General features: G+C 64.2%; 20 protein-coding genes. 12 read left to right on the top strand and 8 right to left on the bottom strand.

All coding sequences use genetic code 11. The annotated features are described in order from the left end of the window. Positions 1-338: 338 nt before the first annotated feature. From FN976_RS28380 to FN976_RS28370, 3 genes are all read right to left on the bottom strand, one after another. Complete coding sequence (locus FN976_RS28380; RefSeq protein ID WP_145897406.1) at positions 339-758, bottom strand: hypothetical protein; 420 nt, start codon at positions 756-758, stop codon at positions 339-341. A 354-nt stretch (positions 759-1,112) separates the two neighbouring features. Continuing rightward, positions 1,113-1,262 carry a hypothetical protein gene (locus FN976_RS29080; protein WP_186511272.1) on the bottom strand — a complete coding sequence of 50 codons (150 nt, stop codon included), beginning with the start codon at positions 1,260-1,262 and terminating at the stop codon, positions 1,113-1,115. Between the two features lie 110 nt (positions 1,263-1,372). Further along, the gene (locus FN976_RS28370; RefSeq protein ID WP_145897402.1) at positions 1,373-2,062 is read right to left on the bottom strand and encodes a hypothetical protein; all 690 of its coding nucleotides are present in this window, start codon (positions 2,060-2,062) and stop codon (positions 1,373-1,375) included. Between the two features lie 218 nt (positions 2,063-2,280). Here FN976_RS28370 and FN976_RS28365 point away from each other — a divergent pair, with 218 nt between their 5' ends. The 3 genes from FN976_RS28365 to FN976_RS28355 all read left to right on the top strand — a co-directional run bounded on the left by FN976_RS28365 (position 2,281) and on the right by FN976_RS28355 (position 4,589). Next, complete coding sequence (locus tag FN976_RS28365; protein WP_145897400.1) at positions 2,281-3,246, top strand: hypothetical protein; 966 nt, start codon at positions 2,281-2,283, stop codon at positions 3,244-3,246. Positions 3,247-3,248: 2 nt separating this feature from the next. Then, entirely contained in the window at positions 3,249-3,812 is a 564-nt protein-coding gene (locus FN976_RS28360) for a hypothetical protein (RefSeq protein WP_145897398.1), read from the top strand. 297 nt (positions 3,813-4,109) lie between these two features. After that, positions 4,110-4,589, top strand: a complete 480-nt coding sequence (locus FN976_RS28355) for a hypothetical protein (RefSeq protein ID WP_145897396.1) — start codon at positions 4,110-4,112, stop codon at positions 4,587-4,589. Between the two features lie 59 nt (positions 4,590-4,648). Here the strand turns inward: FN976_RS28355 and FN976_RS28350 are convergent, their stop codons facing one another. Next, positions 4,649-5,023, bottom strand: a complete 375-nt coding sequence (locus tag FN976_RS28350) for a cupin domain-containing protein (protein ID WP_038059358.1) — start codon at positions 5,021-5,023, stop codon at positions 4,649-4,651. Positions 5,024-5,437: 414 nt separating this feature from the next. Here FN976_RS28350 and FN976_RS28345 point away from each other — a divergent pair, with 414 nt between their 5' ends. Then, positions 5,438-6,355 carry a LysR substrate-binding domain-containing protein gene (locus tag FN976_RS28345; RefSeq protein ID WP_018079660.1) on the top strand — a complete coding sequence of 306 codons (918 nt, stop codon included), beginning with the start codon at positions 5,438-5,440 and terminating at the stop codon, positions 6,353-6,355. 357 nt (positions 6,356-6,712) lie between these two features. Here the strand turns inward: FN976_RS28345 and FN976_RS28340 are convergent, their stop codons facing one another. Continuing rightward, a complete protein-coding gene (locus tag FN976_RS28340; protein ID WP_186511267.1) occupies positions 6,713-7,453 on the bottom strand; it encodes a putative Ig domain-containing protein in 741 nt (246 codons plus the stop codon). Between the two features lie 253 nt (positions 7,454-7,706). Here FN976_RS28340 and FN976_RS28335 point away from each other — a divergent pair, with 253 nt between their 5' ends. After that, positions 7,707-8,042, top strand: coding sequence for a hypothetical protein (locus tag FN976_RS28335; RefSeq protein WP_145897393.1), 336 nt, complete (start codon positions 7,707-7,709; stop codon positions 8,040-8,042). Positions 8,043-8,136: 94 nt separating this feature from the next. After that, positions 8,137-9,516, top strand: coding sequence for a class II fumarate hydratase (fumC, locus tag FN976_RS28330; protein WP_145897391.1), 1,380 nt, complete (start codon positions 8,137-8,139; stop codon positions 9,514-9,516). 70 nt (positions 9,517-9,586) lie between these two features. On the opposite strand, the gene FN976_RS28325 is transcribed toward fumC, so the two are convergent. Beyond that, positions 9,587-10,198, bottom strand: a complete 612-nt coding sequence (locus FN976_RS28325) for a YqhA family protein (protein ID WP_145897389.1) — start codon at positions 10,196-10,198, stop codon at positions 9,587-9,589. A gap of 161 nt (positions 10,199-10,359) precedes the next feature. On the opposite strand from FN976_RS28325, the gene acs reads away from it, so the two are divergent. From acs to FN976_RS28310, 3 genes are read left to right on the top strand one after another with little or no spacing between them, the layout of a single operon-like run. Beyond that, complete coding sequence (acs, locus tag FN976_RS28320) at positions 10,360-12,345, top strand: acetate--CoA ligase (protein ID WP_145897387.1); 1,986 nt, start codon at positions 10,360-10,362, stop codon at positions 12,343-12,345. A 6-nt stretch (positions 12,346-12,351) separates the two neighbouring features. Then, a complete protein-coding gene (locus FN976_RS28315; RefSeq protein ID WP_145897385.1) occupies positions 12,352-12,807 on the top strand; it encodes an SRPBCC domain-containing protein in 456 nt (151 codons plus the stop codon). Positions 12,808-12,826: 19 nt separating this feature from the next. Next, positions 12,827-13,597, top strand: coding sequence for an SDR family NAD(P)-dependent oxidoreductase (locus tag FN976_RS28310; protein WP_145897382.1), 771 nt, complete (start codon positions 12,827-12,829; stop codon positions 13,595-13,597). A 57-nt stretch (positions 13,598-13,654) separates the two neighbouring features. Here FN976_RS28310 and FN976_RS28305 read toward each other — a convergent pair whose 3' ends face one another. Further along, the gene (locus tag FN976_RS28305; RefSeq protein ID WP_145897408.1) at positions 13,655-13,960 is read right to left on the bottom strand and encodes a c-type cytochrome; all 306 of its coding nucleotides are present in this window, start codon (positions 13,958-13,960) and stop codon (positions 13,655-13,657) included. 102 nt (positions 13,961-14,062) lie between these two features. On the opposite strand from FN976_RS28305, the gene FN976_RS28300 reads away from it, so the two are divergent. Next, positions 14,063-14,305, top strand: a complete 243-nt coding sequence (locus FN976_RS28300) for a TIGR04438 family Trp-rich protein (protein ID WP_145897381.1) — start codon at positions 14,063-14,065, stop codon at positions 14,303-14,305. A gap of 54 nt (positions 14,306-14,359) precedes the next feature. On the opposite strand, the gene ilvD is transcribed toward FN976_RS28300, so the two are convergent. After that, positions 14,360-16,054 (bottom strand): dihydroxy-acid dehydratase, encoded by a 1,695-nt coding sequence (gene ilvD / locus FN976_RS28295; RefSeq protein ID WP_145897379.1) that lies wholly within the window; start codon positions 16,052-16,054, stop codon positions 14,360-14,362. A 107-nt stretch (positions 16,055-16,161) separates the two neighbouring features. Between ilvD and FN976_RS28290 the strand changes: the two genes are divergently transcribed. Further along, complete coding sequence (locus FN976_RS28290; protein WP_145897377.1) at positions 16,162-17,118, top strand: LysR family transcriptional regulator; 957 nt, start codon at positions 16,162-16,164, stop codon at positions 17,116-17,118. 6 nt (positions 17,119-17,124) lie between these two features. After that, entirely contained in the window at positions 17,125-17,988 is an 864-nt protein-coding gene (lgt, locus tag FN976_RS28285; protein WP_145897374.1) for a prolipoprotein diacylglyceryl transferase, read from the top strand. Positions 17,989-18,473 lie beyond the last annotated feature (485 nt).

Raw genomic sequence — 18,473 nt, 5'->3', positions numbered from 1 at the left:
TACTGGTCCTTGGCGTCGAAAACCATGCGCACGGCACGCTCGACGACCTCGGGGGAGAACTTGGGTGACTTCCTCATATGGCTCCATACTCTATCGAAGGAGCCTCCTCAAATCCCGGGGCGGTTCAGTCAGGTGGTTGTCGTAGGTCAAGGAGTCTTCAGGAATCTTTCCTGGTGCTTCTAAGTTCCTTCTCGTTCATCCTCTTCACCCTACGGCTTTGTCTATTGGTGATTGGTCCTTGAAAGGACGGACACGCAGGCAAAGAGGAGATCCGTAGCAGATAAGCTGCCAATGCAGCCTACCCGAAACGGATCTGGGCGAAGGAGGAAAGGGAGCAGTTAACTCGCTGTGGCTTCTTTCTTCTTGCGCACAGGCGGCTTGCGCTGAGTGGCCTTCAAGGCCTCGTCCAACTCACCTGCAGCAGCAGCCGTCTTGGCAGCTTCCAGCAGCTTCGTGGCGGCGTCCGAATCGGCGACCTGGAACTGCTTGGCGCCGTTCAGCGTCAGCGCCGAGTTGGCGTTGCGGAAGCTCAGGACGAACGAGCCGTCCTGCTGCTTGCGGAACCACTTGCCCTTCTCAGCGCCTTCGCCGATGGCCTTCAGCGTGGCGTCCACGTGGCCGGCGAACTTGGCACGCATGCGTTCGACCGGATCGGCCGGCGCCTCGGGCTTGGTGAAGGGTTGCGCCAGCTTGCCGAGCGCGGCCATGAAGCCTCGGGAGTCAGCTTGCGCAGCGGGGAGCGTCTTGACCTTGGACATTTCGTTCTTCCATTGGAATGCGGCGCAATTGCCGTATGCCAGAGGATTGGTTCATCTGCGCGGCGGATCAAGAAAAGAATGACACCGTTTGCAGACTGATCTAGTAATCCCCGATCAGCATGACCGTCGTGTAGCTGCGGTCTGCTTCTGTGATCACGTAGATTGGCGTTCCGTCTTTGAGAAGGTACTTGGAGAGAAGCCTTCCACCGTGAAGCACCGCTTCTTCGTTTGCTTGCTTGTCTGAGCTTCCCAGATTGCCCCAGTCTCCGCGCTGGTGCCGCTCCAAGTAGGGGAGGGCGCTTGCTCCAATTGCGACTAAGTGACTGAGGCAGTTGCGGGTAGCGACTACGCGGCCTAATGCGAACCGCATTCGATCTCCACCTGCGAAGGCTCGACTTCATTGGACTGTGCGATCTGCGCTACGGCTTCTTCGTGAGTAGCGCCGACGGCTACCAACTCCAGGTACTCGAAAACGTACGCATCGTTGATCTGAGTGACGTGCATCCTGTGATTCCGTGTCTGCGACGCGGATGGAGGATGCGTTCTGCCACTTGCTAGATCAAGCGCTATTCATGTAGCTGCGGTGCAAACAGAAGCAGGCCGAATGAATGCTGTCACTCGTTCGCTCGATTGTCGGTGGCGAGTTGCGAAGCCAACAGCCGATCCATCTCCGACTTCTCCCATCTGTGGAGCGCCTGTTTGCGTTTGCGGAGCATCCGGTAGTTAAACAGAGAGTGATCTACTTGATCATCGCAAGGAAAGTGGCCACGCGCCGCGTTCTCCGCACGCGCTTCTGCTCGTTGCAGCGCTCGAATGGTGGCCTTCGTAACAATCTCTCGAGCCTCCACTTCCTCCGGGCCCGATACCTCCCTCGGACCCCGCGGGTCCAGTCTGATCCGCTCTCGCTTGTCGCGCGTTGTGTCGTACCCCACTTCCGACATTGCCCCGATTCGCCAAAGTTCCCAGTCTGGTCTTGCTACCCGAAACGTCAGGACACGAAGTCCCCGGTAGACGTCGTGCCATCGGAAGCGATCTCCTTCGAAGGAAAGAACAGGATTGGCAACTCCTGCTGCCCGCTGTGCTGGCTCGCCACCCTTTGGTACTGCCATGCCGAACGCCTTGATTCCTCGCTGGCGCCACCAGAGGCGAAAAAGAACTCGATGCACGTCACCCAAGAGTGCGTATGTGCTTTGTACTTCGGAAAAGTAGGAAGGAAGAGTGCATTCCGGATCCAACAGGCCCTTGACGTCTCGCTTTGCAAGCCCATAGCTGGGGCTGAGGCGCAGGTACTCGAAGAACAGCATTGTCGCTTTCATCCGTGGCGGGTCTGTCGCGACGTAGCCATCCACTGACAGATCGGTCCTTCGCACTTTCCAGGGGACGGGCTTCATCGGAGTGGGGCAAAAAAATGTGCCCCACATCTTAAGTGTTCCTAGAGTTGCGGCGCTCATTTCCTTTCAATACGACCCGTGGCGCCGTCGAGGCTGCTGTCGCAGTCCCGGCGCCATCAAACTGAAAGGAAATGATGACCGCTACGTCCACCGAAAGCCAAGTGTCCTCGCGCCGGAAGGCCACCACTGCGCCTTCCGCTCCGAAGGTCAGGATCGACAAGCGACGGCAGAAGCTCGTCGCCGAGGCCATGCACGTGATCAGCAAGGCGAGTGACACCGCTGCCGCGACTCACTCGGCGCTTGATGCCGCTATCGAGTCCCGAAACCTCACGTACTTGAAGGCGTGCATTGCCACTTGGGCCGTTGATCAACGGGAAATCCACGATTCTATCGAGGGTGCTGTTCGTCGAGGACACGAAGCCCTGTACAAGTTGATCGGAGACGGTCCTTACGCCTATGCCGCTCGTATTGAGAACGAACGGACTCAGGTTGTGCGCGAGCTGATGATCCTCGCGCTGTCGAACAGGCTCGTTGAGATGGGTTTTATGGATAGGCCTGTGAAGAAGATGACCGATAAGGCGGTCTTCTCTGCTGCCGTGAAGGCGATGTTCGGTGAAGAAGACCGCCGCCTTGTGCACGTGTATTCGACGGTGTGCTGGCGAGCGCATGAGCACGAAGTCCCGGCGTCCGAGTTCGCCGCCTGGGTCAAGGCTAATCATGGAATCGAGCGGATTCGTCGTGGGATCATTCCCGTGGGGAAGCTCGAAACGCAACTTGCCGAAGTGCAAAAGATCCAGAAGGAAGAGCGCGCAAACAAGATCGCGGAGGAAGACCGAAAGCTCTCCGCGCACGTCGTCGGTCGCGTGAAGCCGATGGGCATGTCGAGTGTTTTCCGAAAGGGCGTGGACAAGCAGTTCGTGCTGCTTGCGACTTACACGGCGGCTGGTGAACTGCTTATCAATGGTGTCGTGCAACACGACAACTCCGTTGTGGGGGCGGTCCGACGCGCTGCGTTCCGCGTCTACAAGGATGTCTTGAGCCGCGAGGAAATGTCTCCCTCCAGCCTGCCGATTCTTGACGCAAGCGAAGGAGTCTGAACATGGAGACTGCGTTCAAGAAGCTCTACTACAAGTGCCGTCCTGACCTTGCCGTGGGGGCGGTGAAACTTCCGCGTCCTCGTGATCTGGAGGATGACAGTTCCTGGCGGCTGCGGGGTTTCGTCTTCATGGTGAATGGTTCCGCCGAGTGGGCTCCTGCTGCGGATACCGACACTCTCCTGCGCGTGGGACGCTGGGTCGCGGGATGGGAGCAGTTCTTTGTCGGAGGCTACAAGACCGATCGGACGAAGGGCTTTGTGATCTGCTTCAGCAGGGAAGATGATGCCCGCACGATGGAGCGTCAATGTCTTGCAAATCCTGAGGTGTTTACTGGCGCCGGTGATGGTCCGATGCAGAGCGCCAGGGTTCTGTCGAAGCGGTCCGCTAAGAAGCAGCTGCCGAGTGGTGCTTTGAGGTCTTTGTCTCAGGGTCTCTCGGAGAGGGAGCGCAAGCGCTACTGCTATGTGGAAGCTGATCCCAAGGGAGGCTTCGTGCTTAGGTCCCTCGCTGGCACGTACAGCGGCACTTGGCTCGGCGAGGTCGCGTGGAAGGCGCGGCCCTACTAGTGCAAACGTTCGAAGAGGCCGCTCGACCAAGAACGACCAGCCTCTTCGGTGTATAGGTCATCGGAGCGCGAGCACGCCAGCGCTCCGTTGCCATATACGCCGTACGCACATATGCAGCAACACCTCACGCGCAATGTTGATCGTCGCGCCATGGGGCTGCCAGACGTCACCATGGCGCTGCATTGACGCACAGGCCGCACTGCAGACCGGCCGCCCCAAGTAAATATTGCGAGGAAGCAGCTGCGAACGCAGACTGGAGTTCGGCCCAGCGTAGGCCGACATCAAAAGGAGATCAGCATGAAGCTGACGGATCAGGAGTTGCGCAAGCTGCGCGACGCATACAACGTACAGAAGAAGACGCAGGCACGTCGCAAGCCGGACCGAAACGGCCATCACATCCAAGTCACGATGACCTTTGAGGAGTGGCTGCAGGTTTGGATCGACAGCGGCAACCTGCACCTTCGTGGCAACGGACGGGGCAAGTTCTGCATGGCCCGAAAGGACGACTTGGGCGACTACGCGGTCGGCAACGTCGAAATCAAGGCGTGCGAAGAGAACAGCCGCGAGGCCAAGCTGGGGCGGTCACACTCCGCTTGCACTCGGGACAAGATGAGGGCAACGCGAGCGGGAGTGTCAAAGTCCCAATCGCACAAGGACAGCATCGCCGACGGACACCTAGCATTGCCGACAGTCCGCTGCCCGCACTGCTCCACGTCTGGTCGGCAGGGCGGGGCGATGCAGCGGCACCACTTCGAGCGGTGCCGTTCTCGTCAATAGCCGAAGATGACTGTTTGCCCGCGACGACCTTGTACGGACGGAATCAAACTCTCCGGAACCTACTTCTTTATCGGGGCGAGAATGGAACGACCCTTGCCCTCCTCAGCCACGATGAACTCCAGGAACCGCAGGCGGTCTGTAGTGCTTGGATTCCAGTGGGAATGGATCGTGCCGGCGGGAACAAACAAACTTTCTCCAGCATGCAGAGTTACTGGCGGCTTCCCCTCTTCCTGCCAAATACCTGTCCCTGACACGACATGGAATGTTATCGCCGCCGGATGGAGATGTCGCGGGTTGATCCCACCCGGAGCATATTCCGCCTCGTAGACTGCGACCTCCAAATTCTCTGTGCGGGGTACTAGAGTCTTCAGCAGCGGAGCGTGCGGAATCGCGCCACGCTTTTCTTGGCTTATAGCCGGACCTACCTGAAGCATGCAAAGGACTCCTAGCGCCGCGGCGCCAATTTTGAGATTCGTTATCTTCATCATTTAATGTTTTCCCGGACCGTGCTCGGTAGAGTGTTGAACACGATTGGCGTTGATCGTTTGTACTGCCAGTCTCAATGAATTACGTTGAACGTCTCCTGGTGATATCCACATTTGTCAGACCGTCAGCCAATTTCAGCAGTTGGGTTCGGGTGTTCTTCGGGCCGTACTGCTGGAGTCGTGTGTTGGCCCTCGCGGCACCCGTCCCCACCAACAAGGCAACGGTGGCTTGGGACCAAGATCCATCTGACGCACAGAAAATCTCGTCCTTGCCGAATAGTATGAGGCGGATAAACTAGCGGAGCAAACGCGAATTTCTCGCGGTTAACCAAACTTTAACTTGGGGTACTGATGTCTCGCCAGATGCCCTCCTTGAACGGCTTGCGAGCCTTCGAAGCGGCTGGACGACATGGCAGCTTCAAGGCAGCAGCGGAGGAGTTGAATGTCACTCAAGCGGCGGTGAGCCAGATGGTGCGGCTGCTGGAAAGACACCTCGGGTTCGCGCTGTTTCACCGTCATGCCAATAGGCTCGAGCTCACGGATCAGGGGCGGTCGTTCCAGCCCGGCCTGACCGAAGCCTTCGATGCGATCGCCCGGCTCTCTGAGCAGGTGGCCTCGATGCAGGCCGGTCCGGTGCTCACCATTGGAGTCGCGCCGACGCTTGCTTTGCACTGGCTGATTCCGCGCTTGACAAGCTTTAATCGCAACCATCCCAACATTGAGGTCCGCGTCGCGACCGGCGGTGCAATGCTTCCGCTGCGTGATGATTGGACATGTGCTGTTAGTCGCGGCCAAGGTAGTTGGCCTGGCTATGTTGCCGAAGAGCTATTCCCCTCGACGTTGGTACCAGTCTGCACGCCCTCAATTGCAGCAGGCTTGCTCCGCCCCCGCGATCTCCACACGGCGACCCTGATCGTCGCGCCTCACTTGCGCGAGCAATGGTCTTGGTGGTTCGAAGCGGCAGGCCTGAGCGCACCGATTCAGCCGGCTAATGAGGTTTCGTTCGAAAGCTCTATGATGGCAATTCAGGCTGCCCTCGATGGTGTAGGAGTCGCGGTCGCGCAACTCCCATATGTCAGTGAGGCGCTGGCAGCGGGCCGTCTTGTCACCCCATTTCGGATCGTTGATCGGAAATACGAAGGCTGGTATCTGGCTTATAGGCTGATACGCGAGAAGGACCCGGGTCTATCGGCCTTCCGCAACTGGCTGCATGGCGAAGCTGTGTTGCAACGCGAACTACATAAGAGGCTAGGCGCTGCTTTGTGCGGAGTGACCTGTTGAACCTCGGCCAACCAGCGAGTCGAGCCCTACAGCTGGCCAGGCATCGGTCGCGGCCATGACCACGAACTTGTCGAAAGAGCAGGGCATACGCACGCTGCTGCACACCATCAGCACGCTGCGCGACACGCTGGCCCAAGCCGCTTGGGCTGACGCTTCCACTGATTGCTGACTTACGAGATGTACTGCAGCGCGGCGGCGACGGATTCGATCAGGTCGGCCTGGCGGATGGAGGTGGTCATGGTCGGGCGTTGGAGGTGTTCTCCATTATCCCAAACGCTGCTGAGCGAGGCGCCGACGGTCCGAGCATCCCGGTGCCTCAATCGATGAGCAGTCCGGCGACCGCCCGTCCCAACCCCGTCAGTTGGAGACGAAGAAATTCAGAGAACCATCCTGCGCACTCGATTGCGTGAAGCCGTCCTTGGTCGCGAGCAGCTCCACGGTCGCGGAATAGCTCCCGGCCAGCGCGGGCGTCCCCGACACGCGGCCAGTGCCCGGGTCGAGTGTGACGCCGGGGGGCAGGGCACCGCTCGTGACAGCGTAGGCGGTCGTGGTGCCCGCGGGCAGCAGGGAGCCGCGCCTGACGTTGCTGACGTCACGCATGGCGGTGCTGTCGCTCTGGAGCGCATCGGTCAGGGTGGGGGAAAGGGCCGCAATCGGCGTTCCCACTCGCGCATCCCCGGTTCCGGTCGATGGATAGAAGATCCCAAAATCGTCGACCACGAAGTTCAGGGTACGGGTGGCTTCGCCGCCAAACCCGCTCGCGCGCATGCCGATGGTGGGGTTGAAGCTGCCGGTCTCCGTGGGCGAACCGGAGATCACGCCCGTGGTGCTGTCGAGCGTCACGCCGGCCGGCAGGCGCCCACTGATCACTCGGAAAGCCGTGCCGGCGCCGCAGATTTCACTGAAACGGGGGTTGAAGCCCACCCGTTCCAGGCTGGCGAACCACTCGTTTCCGCTGGCGAACGAAGATTGCGAAGCGGGAACCCGGTAGTCGGCATAGGACAGCTGGACGGTCGCTGACGGTGTGCAAGCGGACCCGCCGTCGCCGCCACCTCCGCCTCCGCCACAGGCGCCCACCAGGATCGCGAGAGCGGTCAATGAAACGAGGTGGGTGCCTGATCGGTACGACATGGTTCTTTCCTGAAATCGGGTCAATCCATGGTCGGAGCCGTGCTTTCCATCGTTTGTAGGCGCCACCCTCGGCACCCTGTAGTCAGGCTTGCGCCTGGCACGCTTGCGCCCGCACGGCGGAACTTTTTGGCCTTCGGCGCCAGTTCGCACTGTCTGCTTCCAACGGGGGCGCTCGCGGGGCTGCTGCTGAGCTATCCTTCCCGCAGACGCCGGAGGTCCCATGCAAGCCCGATTCCTGCTCGCCGCGGTTCTGTTCGCCACCTCTCTGGTTCAAGCCCAGTCGCAGGATTCCAGCGGCGCCGACCGCGTCACCGCTGCCATGGGGTACGAGGTCCTCAACGCCATCCACAAGGTGAACGGCAGCCAGGAAAGCGCGGCGCGGCGTTGCCGGGTCTACATGGAGGAGGCGCAATCCGCGGAAAAGCTCGGCGCCAAAGACATGGCGGCCCGCAACTGGGACCGGGCCGCGCGCGGCTGCCGCTCCGACGCCGTGATCGCCTGCCGCGTCCACAAAGACGTCGCGCCCGGCGAGCAGTGCAACATGGTGCTGCGTTAGCGGCCGTTCGCCGCGGTTGCGGCCCGAAAACGTGCGCTCTTCGGGTTCCGCGCACGGGCGTACCGAACGGACCTATAGTGGCTTCGGAGCCACCATGTCCCATCGCATCGAACACGACACTTTCGGGCCGATCGAAGTCCCGGCCGACCGGCTCTGGGGCGCCCAGACCCAGCGTTCGCTGCGGAACTTCGCCATCTCGGGCGAGCGGCAGCCGGCGGAACTGATCCGCGCGCTGGTGCAGGTGAAGCGCGCCAGTGCCGTCGTCAACCACCTGCTCGGCCTGCTCGAGCAGCAGAAGGCGGCGGCCATCGTGGCGGCGGCCGATGAAGTGCTGGCGGGCCGTCACGCCGAAGAATTTCCGCTGGTCGTCTGGCAGACCGGCTCCGGCACCCAGACCAACATGAACGTCAACGAGGTGCTGGCCAACCGGGCGAGCGAACTGCTGGGCGGCACCCGGGGCGACGGCCGCAAGGTGCATCCGAACGACGACGTCAACAAGAGCCAGTCGTCCAACGACGTGTACCCCACGGCGATGCACATCGCGGCCGTGGAAGGCATCCGCAACCGGGTGCTGCCTTCGCTGGCACGCCTGCGCGAAACGCTGGCCGCCAAGGCCGTGGAATTCGCCGACGTGGTCAAGATCGGCCGCACCCACCTGCAGGACGCGACGCCACTGACGCTGGGCCAGGAATTCTCCGGCTACGCCGCGCAGCTGGAGCAGGCCGACCGGCATCTGCACGCCGCGCTGCCGCACCTCTGCGAACTCGCCCTGGGCGGTACCGCGGTGGGCACCGGGCTGAACGCGCCGCCCGGCTATGCGGACAAGGTGGCCGAGGAACTGGCCCGCCTGACGGGCCTGCCGCTCATGAGTGCCGCCAACAAGTTCGAGGTGATGGCCGCCGCGGACGCACTGGTGCATGGGCACGGCGCCTTGAAAACGCTGGCCGCCTCCCTGATGAAGATCGCGAACGACGTGCGCTGGCTGGCCAGCGGCCCGCGCAGCGGCATCGGCGAAATCTCCATCCCCGAGAACGAACCCGGCTCGTCCATCATGCCCGGCAAGGTGAACCCGACGCAAAGCGAGGCCCTGACCATGCTCTGCTGCCAGGTCTTCGGCAACGACGTCGCCATCAACTTCGGCGGCGCCTCGGGCAATTTCGAGCTGAACGTCTTCCGGCCCATGATCGCGCACAACTTCCTGCAGAGCATGCGGCTGCTGGCCGACGGCATGGCCAGCTTCAACGACCACTGCGCGGTGGGGATCACCGCCAATCGCGAGCGCATCGCGGAACTGGTCGAACGCTCGCTGATGCTGGTGACGGCGCTCAACCCGCACATCGGCTACGACAAGGCCGCGCAGATCGCGAAGAAGGCGCACAAGGAGGGCACCTCGCTGCGCGAAGCCGCCGTGGCGCTGGGCTACGTCACGCCGGAGCAGTTCGACGAGTGGGTGCGGCCCGACCGGATGGTGTGACGGCGTGGCGACGCGCCGCTGCTGTTCCACCCGGTCAAGCAGAACTAGTGGTTCGACGGCTCCGCGGTCGTCAGTGCTTCGCCGGGCCCGTGGCGATGCTCGACATCATCTTGTCGGTGTAGGCGATGGCCATGGCCGACAGCAGGAAGGCGATGTGGATCGCGGTCTGCGCGATCAGCACGCGGTCCGAATAGTTGTCGGCGTTGATGAACGTCTTCAGCAGGTGGATGGACGAGATGCCGATGATGGCCGTGGCCAGCTTCACCTTGAGCACCGACGCATTCACGTGGCTCAGCCACTCGGGCTGGTCGGGGTGGCCCTGCAGGCCCATGCGGCTGACGAAGGTTTCGTAACCACCGACGATGACCATGATCAGCAGGTTGGAGATCATGACCACGTCGATGAGCGCCAGCACCACCAGCATGATGATCGTCTCGTTCAGCGACACCACCGGGATCGTGCTCTTGTAGCCGATGCTGGCCACCAGTTGCGCGAGCGCGGTCTGGCTGCCGGCGGCGGCCTCGATCAGGTGCCACAACTCGATCAGGAAGTGCACCACGTACACCGCCTGCGCGGCGATCAGGCCCAGGTACAGCGGCAACTGCAGCCAGCGGCTCGCGAAGATCAGGTTGGGCAGCGGGCGCAGCGGTGAGGCGGTGCCGAGAATGGGGTCTTTTTGCATTGGGGGAGATGGGTGCGCCGGGCGGGTTTACACGGTTGGCCGGGATTGTAGATTCCCGCAGTGTGGGAACCCTGGATTTGTAAGGCCCGTGCCAGTCAGTGGCTTGTAAGAGGGAAATCTGACATTACGGCCGAATTCCAAACCTCTGTCGGAGACAAAGCATGAGCGCCATCGAATCGGTCCTGGTTGAAAACCGCGTCTTCCCGCCCAGCGAGGCGATCGTCAAGGCGGCGCGCATCTCCGGCATGCCGGCTTACGAGGCCTTGTGCAAGGAGGCCGAGCAGGATTTCGAAGGCTTCTGGGCCCGCCTCGCCCGCGAGAACGTGGTCTGGAACAAGCCGTTCACGAAGACGCTCGACGAGTCCAAGGCGCCTTTCTACAAGTGGTTCGAGGACGGCGAGCTCAACGCCAGCGCGAACTGCCTCGACAAGCACATCGGCACGCCCACGGAGAACAAGACCGCCATCGTCTTCGAATCCGATGACGGCACCGTGACGCGCATCAGCTACAAGGAACTGCTCGCCAAGGTGAGCCGGTTCGCCAACGCACTGAAGGCGCAGGGCATCAAGAAGGGCGACCGCGTCCTGGTCTACATGCCCATGGGCGTGGAAGGCGTGGTCGCGATGCAGGCCTGCGCCCGCATCGGCGCGACCCACAGCGTGGTGTTCGGCGGCTTCTCGGCCAAGTCGGTGCAGGAACGCATCATCGACGCGGGCGCGGTGGCGGTCATCACGGCCAATTTCCAGATGCGCGGCGGCAAGGAACTGGGCCTCAAGTCCATCATCGACGAAGCACTCGCCATGGGCGGCTGCGACACGTTGAAGAGCGTGCTGGTCTACATGCGCACCGCGACGCCCTGCAACATGGTCGCCGGCCGTGACAAGACCTTCGACGAGGCGCTGGCGGGCCAGTCGGATGAATGCAAGCCGGAGCCCGTGGGCGCCGAGCACCCGCTGTTCATCCTCTACACCTCCGGCTCCACCGGCAAGCCGAAAGGCGTGCAGCACTCCACCGGCGGCTACCTGCTGTGGGCCAAGCTCACGATGGACTGGACCTTCGACATCCGCCCCGAAGACCTCTTCTGGTGCACCGCCGACATAGGCTGGATCACGGGCCACACGTACGTCTGTTACGGGCCGCTCGCGGCCGGTGCCACGCAGCTGATCTTCGAAGGCATCCCCACCTTCCCGCACGCCGGCCGCTTCTGGCAGATGATCGAGAAGCACAAGGTCAGCATCTTCTACACGGCGCCCACGGCGATCCGCTCCCTGATCAAGGCCGCCGAAACCGACGAGAAGGTGCACCCGAAGAACTGGGACCTCTCTTCGCTGCGCATCCTGGGGACCGTCGGCGAGCCGATCAATCCGGAAGCCTGGATGTGGTACCACCGCAATGTGGGCGGTGAGCGTTGCCCCATCGTCGACACGTTCTGGCAGACCGAGACCGGCGGCCACGTGATCACGCCGCTGCCAGGCGCCACGCCCACCGTCCCGGGCTCCTGCACGCTGCCGTTGCCGGGCATCATGGCTGCCATCGTGGACGAGGCCGGCAAGGACATCCCCAACGGCTCGGGCGGCATGCTGGTGATCAAGCGGCCCTGGCCCTCGATGATCCGCACCATCTGGGGCGATCCGGAGCGTTTCAAGAAGAGCTATTTCCCCGAGGAGATGGGCGGCAAGCTGTACCTCGCCGGCGACGGCGCGGTGCGCAACGCCGACAACGCCTACTTCCGCATCACGGGCCGCATCGACGACGTGCTGAACGTCTCCGGCCACCGCCTGGGCACGATGGAGATCGAGTCGGCGCTGGTGTCGAAGACCGACCTGGTGGCGGAAGCCGCAGTCGTCGGCCGCCCCGACGACCTGACCGGCGAAGCGGTCTGCGCCTTCGTGGTGCTGAAGCGTTCGCGCCCGACGGGCGAAGAGGCCAAGCAGATCGCCAACGAGCTGCGCAACTGGGTGGCCAAGGAGATCGGGCCGATCGCCAAGCCGAAGGACATCCGGTTCGGCGACAACCTGCCCAAGACCCGCAGCGGCAAGATCATGCGGCGTCTGCTGCGCAGCATCGCCAAGGGCGAGGCGATCACGCAGGACATCACCACGCTGGAGAACCCGGCGATCCTGGAACAGTTGGCCGAAAAGCTCTGACCGGCGATGGGCACCACAACGGCCACGGTTTCGCAGCTGATCCGGTGCAGTCCGAAGGAGGCCTTCGACGCGTTCGTCGATCCGGCGAAGATCAGCCGGTTCTGGCTGGGATCCGCCAGCGCCCCGCTGGTCGCCCAGGGATCGGCCACCTGGCGGTTCATGGTGCCAGGCGTCGAGGATACGGTGACGGCCGACGAACTCCAGTCACCGCGCCTCATCGCGCTCACCTGGTCCGACGGCACGAAGCTGCGCCTGACGTTCGTCGATCACGCGGGCGGCGGAACGCGGGTCTCCGCGGAATTCAGCCTGTCCACCCGGGGCAGGATCGATGAACTCGTGAATACGGTGGAAGGCTACAGCATCGTCCTGTGCGACCTGAAGACCTTCCTGGAGTCCGGTCAGTCGGCTGGCCTGGTGCGGGCCAAGGCGGAACTCATCGCCGGTGGGCGGGCTTCGTCTTGATCTTGAGAATGGACACGCGATGACCTTGCAACAGCGATTCGGGCTGAAGGGCCAACAGGCGCTGGTGATCGGCGGCGGCACCGGCATCGGCCGCGCCATCGCGCTGGGCCTGGCGGACGCGGGGGCGGATGTGCATGTGGCGGGCCGGCGGCCGGAGGTCCTGGAGCAAACCAGCGCGGAGTTGCGGGCGGCCGGCGCGCAGTCCCGGACCTTTCCAGTCGACGTGACCGACATGGAAGCGCTCCGCGCGCTGGTCGACGACGTGGCCCAGGCGGGTGGCGTTCCCGACATCCTGGTGAACGCGCAGGGCGTGATGAGCCTGAAGGCCGCCGAGGACTACGACGAAGCCGACTATGCGCGGATCATGAACACCAACGTCCAGAGCGTCTGGTTCGCCAGCACCTGGTTCGGGCGGGACATGCTGGCGCGGGGCAGCGGCTGCGTGATCAGCATCGCTTCGCTGGCGTCGTTCCGGGGGTTCGCGCGCAACGGCATCTATTGCATGAGCAAGCACAGCGTTCGAGCGCTCACCGAGACCCTGGCGTCCGAATGGGCCGGCCGCGGCGTGCGGGTCAACGCCATCGCGCCCGGCTTCTTCATGACCGACCTGAACAAGGACGTGATGACGGACGAGCGCAAGACCAAGGCGCTCTCGCGCATCCCCATGGCCCGCTTCGGCGAGCTCGACGAACTGGCCGGTGCCGCGGTCTACCTGGCTTCCCCGGCCGCGCGCTACGTCACAGGGACCACCCTGGCGGTGGACGGCGGCTTCCTGGCCGCAGGCATGTAGGCGGGCCGAAAAGGAAAAACCCGCTCGCGAGCGGGTTTTTCTCCGGAGCCAGGTGGCTTACTTCTGGGTCAGCACCCAGGCGGCCAGCTTCTTCGCTTCGGCTTCACTCACCTGGGCGTTGGCCGGCATGGGCACGGGACCCCAGACGCCGGAACCGCCCTTGACGATCTTGCCGGCGAGTTTGTCGACGGCGTCCTTCTGGCCGGCGTACTTGGTGGCGACCTCCTTGTACGAGGGGCCGACCAGCTTCTTGTCGACGGCGTGGCACGACATGCAGTTCTTGGCTTGCGCGAGGGCCTGGTCCGCCAGGGCCGGCGTGGAGACCACGACGGCGGCGGCGAGGGCCAGCAGGGCTTGCTTCATCATTGGGACCTTCAAGTGGTTGGGTTACATTCCTTCAACGGCATTGTACGGACCGGGGTTGACCTGGCCGCCTGCCGCAAAAGTTCGCATTCTGGGGGTTCCATGTATCTGCTCATTCTCGGTTGCATGCTGTTGTTCATGAAATACATGGAAGTCGGCCCGCCGACGGAGTGGCCGTGGTGGGTGGTTCTCGCGCCGTTCGGCCTGGCGGTGATCTGGTGGTGGTGGGCCGACTTTTCGGGCTACACCAAGAAAAAGCAGATGGAAAAAGAGGACGCGCGCCGGAAGGCGCGCATCGACAAGAGCCGCGAGGCCCTGGGCATGGGCCCCAAGAAGCGCCGCTAGGCGCCTCTCTTCAGCGCCGTAGCTGGCGGTGAGCCCGCATGCGAACCCCAGCGGTCAGTACAGATCCAGCACCGCGCCCTTGCTGGCGCTGGCCGCGTTGAACGCGAACTTGGCCTGCACACCGCGGGTGTAGCGCGGCGCCGGCGCCGTCCAGGCGGCTCGGCGCTTCTCGATCTCCGCTTCCGGCACGTTCAGTTCCAGCTTCAACTGGTGCGCGTCGATGGTGATCGAATCGCCCTCGTGGATGAAGGCGATGGTTCCGCCCGCCGCCGCTTCCGGCGCCACGTGGCCGACGACCATGCCCCAGGTTCCGCCCGAGAAGCGGCCATCCGTGATCAGGCCCACACTTTCCCCCAGCCCGGCGCCGATCAGCGCGCCCGTGGGCGCCAGCATTTCCGGCATGCCCGGGCCGCCCTTGGGCCCCAGGTAGCGCAGCACCATCACGTCGCCCGCCACGATCTTGCCGGCCAGGATGGCCGCCAGCGCCGACTGCTCGTCGTCGAACACCCGCGCCGGACCGGTGATCACCGGGTTCTTCAGCCCAGTGATCTTCGCAACCGCGCCCTCGGGCGACAGGTTCCCCTTGAGGATGGCCAGGTGGCCTTCCGCGTACATCGGGTTCGTGATCGGGCGGATCACGTCCTGGTCGGCACGCGGCGCATCCGGCACGTCCTTCAGCACCTCGGCGATGGTCTGGCCGCTGATGGTGATGCAGTCGCCGTGCAGCAGCCCGGCGTTCAGCAGGACCTTCATGACCTGCGGTATGCCGCCGGCCTGGTGCAGGTCCACCGCCAGGTACTTGCCCGAGGGCTTCAGGTCGCACAGCACCGGGGTCTTCCTGCGGATGCGCTCGAAGTCGTCGATGGTCCAGTCCACGCCGGCCGTGTGCGCGATGGCCAGGAAGTGCAACACCGCGTTGGTCGAGCCGCCGGTGGCCATGATCACCGCCACGGCGTTCTCGATCGCCTTCTTCGTGACGATGTCGCGCGGCTTGATGTCCTTCTTGATGGCTTCGACCAGCACCTTCGCGGACTCCTTCGCCGAGTTCTGCTTCTCGTCGTGCGGGTTCGCCATGGTGGAGGAATAGGGCAGGGAGATGCCCAGCGCCTCGAACGCGGACGACATGGTGTTGGCGGTGTACATGCCGCCGCAGGAGCCCGGGCCCGGGATCGCCCGCATCTCGATCTCGCGCAGGTCGGCATCGCTCATGTTGCCGGCGGCGTTCTGGCCCACGGCCTCGAACACGCTCACGATGTTCAGGTCCTGGCCCTTCCACTTGCCGGGCAGGATGGTGCCGCCGTAGACGTAGATGGCCGGCACGTTGGCGCGCAGCATGCCCATCAGGCCGCCGGGCATGTTCTTGTCGCAGCCGCCGACCACGACGACGCCGTCCATCCACTGGCCCTGCACGCAGGTCTCGATGCAGTCGGAGATCACCTCCCGGCTCACCAGGGAATACTTCATTCCTTCGGTGCCCATGGCCATGCCGTCGCTGATGGTCGGCGTGCCGAACACCTGGGCGTTGCCGCCGGCCTCTTCGATGCCGGCGATGGCCGCGTCGGCCAGCTTCTGCAGGCCGCTGTTGCACGGCGTGATGGTGCTGTGTCCGTTCGCCACGCCCACCATCGGCTTGCGGAAGTCACCTTCCTGGTAGCCCATGGCGTAGTACATCGAGCGGTTCGGCGCCCTGGCTTTGCCCTCGGTGATGTTGGCGCTGCGGCGGTTGATCTGGATGGGCTTGCTGTCCATGGCGGCTGGCTCTTTCGGTGGGTGTGGTGCGAAACGAGCGCCGAGTATGCGCCGCCGGCCTGATTGTTTCCAATCCATCTTTGGACCCGCATTAATATGTACGGCGTATGAGCGAACCCCTCATCGAATTGCGTTTGTGGCGCCAGTTCACCGCCGTGGCGGAAGAGTTGCACTTCGGCCGCGCCGCGCGGCGCCTGCACATGACACAGCCGCCCCTGACGCAGGCCATCGCCCAGCTCGAACGGCTGCTGGGCGTGCGGCTGTTCGACCGCACCAAGCGCAGCGTCGCGCTGACGGCGGCGGGCGAGGCGCTGTTGCCGCAGGCGCGCGAGCTGCTGGCGCGCGCGCAGGCGTTGCCGTCACAGGCGCGGGCGGCGGCAGCGGGCGAGATCGGGCGGTTGCGGCTGGCCTTCGTGTCGACCGTGGGCTTCACGGTGTTGCCGGCCTGGGTGCGCGCCTTCCGTGAAGAGCATCCGCGGGTCCAGCTCGACCTGATCGAAGCCACGGGCGACGTCCAGCTGCAGGGCTTGGCGCAGGGCGACATCGATGCCGGCCTGCTGCTGCACTCCCCGGGCTTTGCCCCGGCCGGGCTGGAACTGCTGCGCGTCGCGCGCGAGCCGCTGGTGCTGGCGCTGCCGGAGAGCCACGCGCTGGCCCAAGCGGCCCGGCTGCCGCTGGCGGCCGTGCTGGGGCAGCCGCTGGTCACTTTTCCGCGGCGCATCGTGCCCTCGCTGCACGATGCGATCTTCGCGATGTACCACGCGGCGGGGCGCGAGCCGCAGGTGGTGCAGGAAGCCATCCAGATGCAGACCATCGTCAACCTGGTGTCGGCGGGCCTCGGCATCGCCTGGGTGCCCGACAGCGTGCGCCAGTTCCAGCGCGGCGGCGTGGCCTACCGCCAGCTCGGCGGCAAGGCCGCGGCCTCGGTGCCCGACTGCGAAACCAGCCTGGCCTGGGCCGGCGCCACGCCGGCGCTGGAACGATTCGTTGCGTTCGTCCGCGGGCGGGTGGAGAAGCCCGTGCGCGCCGCCGCCCCCGCGCACCCCTCGGCTGCGCCAGAATAGCGGCCCATGCTCACATTCCCCAAGATCGATCCGGTCGCGCTGCAGATCGGGCCCCTGGCCGTGCACTGGTACGGGCTGACGTACCTGGCGGCTTTCGGCCTGTTCATGTTCCTGGCCCACCGCCGGCTGCGGCACGAACCGTTCGCCTCGGTGGAGGGTTCGGGTGAATGGAGCGGCAAGGACGTCGAGGACATGCTGTTCCTGGGCGTGCTGGGCGTGGTGCTGGGCGGCCGGCTGGGCTACTGCCTGTTCTACAAGCCGGAGTTCTACCTGGCGAACCCTCTGCAGATCCTGTTCGTGTGGCAAGGCGGCATGAGTTTCCACGGCGGCATGCTGGGCGTGATCGCCTCGCAGTACTGGTTCGCGCGCTCGCGCGGCAAGCCGTTCTGGCAGGTGATGGATTTCGTGGCGCCCTGCGTCCCGCTGGGCCTGGCGGCCGGGCGGGTCGGCAACTTCATCAACGGCGAGCTGTGGGGACGCTTTTCGGACCCGGCGCTGCCCTGGGGCATGGTGTTCCCGCAAAGCGGCAGCCCGTTGCCGCGGCATCCTTCGCAGGTCTACCAGTTCCTGCTCGAGGGCGTGCTGCTGTTCATCATCCTGTGGCTCTACGCCCGCAAGGAGCGCAAGCCCGCGCAGGTGAGCGCCGTGTTCCTGGTGGGCTACGGCGTGATGCGCTTCATCGCCGAATACTTCCGCGAGCCGGATGCGCACCTGGGCGTGCTGGCCTTCAACATGACCATGGGCCAGTGGCTGTGCGTGCCGATGATCCTGGGCGGCGTGCTGCTGTGGGTGTGGGCGGAGACGCGGTCGCCGGACCAGCCGGCGCGTCCACTGCCGTCGGCGCCGCGCCGTCGCTCGCACGCGAAATAGGTTTTCTTGACTTTCCCCTCCCCCTCCGGGGGAGGGCTGCTCCCCGCCTTGCTCCCTCTCCCTCTGGGAGAGGGCTGGGGTGAGGGCACGAGCGTCTCGACACTCACCGGCGGTCACACGCCCCTTCCTCGCGGCAACGCCGCGCGTGGCCGGGCTGTGGCGCGCTGGCACGGCGTCCGTCGTGGCGCTGCGCGCCCCTACCGGATTCCCTGCGCCGCACGCCCTCGCGTCCCCGCCGCCGAACTCGCGCCGCGCCCTTTGGGCGCTCTGCTCAAACAGCGGCGGCGAGCATGAAACGGTCGCGTGTCTCGATACGCACCCTGCGGGCGCTCTCGTAGCCACGCTGGGCCGCGAGGGCGTGCGCCGCAGGCGCCTGGGCCCTTATGCGCGCCACAGCCCGGCCACGCGCGGCGTTGCTGCAGACGTAGTGGCGTTCCACCGTTTGCGTTCAACAACCGTGGCGGAAGCCGAAATGCCGGTGGGGG

The sequence above is a fragment of the Caenimonas sedimenti genome, from assembly GCF_007833165.1.
Taxonomy (GTDB): Bacteria; Pseudomonadota; Gammaproteobacteria; order Burkholderiales; family Burkholderiaceae_C; genus Ramlibacter; species Ramlibacter sedimenti.
Note: the sequence above shows the minus strand (reverse complement) of the source record. Positions and strands in the feature narration are given on the sequence as shown.